The sequence below is a fragment of the Megasphaera sp. AF13-6AC genome, from assembly GCF_027685385.1.
Taxonomy (GTDB): domain Bacteria; phylum Bacillota; class Negativicutes; order Veillonellales; family Megasphaeraceae; genus Megasphaera; species Megasphaera micronuciformis.
The window spans coordinates 1-837 of sequence record NZ_JAQCUN010000281.1; the positions used below are offsets into that span (position 1 = coordinate 1).

At 45.5% G+C, this 837-nt stretch carries 2 protein-coding genes; both read left to right on the forward strand.

Going from position 1 to position 837, the window contains the following annotated elements:
* The first annotated feature begins 108 nt into the window (after nt 1-108).
* A complete protein-coding gene (locus tag PGX78_RS08865) occupies nt 109-399 on the forward strand; it encodes a hypothetical protein (protein WP_270446596.1) in 291 nt (96 codons plus the stop codon).
* Nucleotides 386-837, forward strand: a 452-nt coding sequence (locus PGX78_RS08870) for a DUF1700 domain-containing protein (protein WP_270446597.1), incomplete at its 3' end; no start/stop codon positions are given. The genes PGX78_RS08865 and PGX78_RS08870, both read left to right, overlap by 14 nt.

The following is an 837-nucleotide window of genomic DNA, read 5'->3' on the forward strand; positions in this document are numbered from 1 at the left end:
ATGACATCTTCTTTCGCAAGCAACCTTACTGGTTAGGTGTCATAAAGTATGCTAATATAAAATAAATTCTTTAACTGCTTAACAACATTCTCACTCGGAGGTTTTTTCATGTCCACTTCAGCAACCCCCGGTAAATCCGCATATACCCTACTCTATACGCTGGGAACCGTATCACTCTTGTTTTGCGCCGGCTTTATGATTCGTATTGCCTGGTATATTTTGGCCGGCGCCGAACCGTTAGCAGCCTTGAACTTTCTACCTGCGGATTACCGCATATTCGCACCGCTTGGCTTGATTTCCATTGCCGCTATCGGAATTTTCTGTTGGCATAAAGGGGCTCAATTACAAGAAAGAGCTAATCACAACTCTTCAGGAAGGTATTACAGTGAAAAAAAATGAATTTATGGATCTCCTACGTTACTACTTTCGCCACAGTAACAAAAAAGACCTGCGTGAAATCCTGGACGATTGCGAAGAACGCTTTATACGCGGCCGGCGTCTTGGCATGAGCGACGACGAGATCAGTAGAGAGCTCGGTTCACCGCGAGATATTTATCGATATTACATGGGAGAAGAAATAGACACGGCACCTCATCGACAGACATGTCGGAAGCGTCGTCAAATTTTCAATTATGACGGCCCGAGTGAGCGACACCCCGAATTTAGCGACAACTATAATCCCCCTTTCTATGATGCGGATGATTACGAGCAAGAAGAGCCCGATGCGCATGGTACTCACCGGGAAGCGCCGCCGCTAAATATGTTCGAACGTTTTCTATACACCCTTTTGGGCCGTCTCTGTGCCTTCTTGGGCAGTATTTTTTTACTCTTATTCCT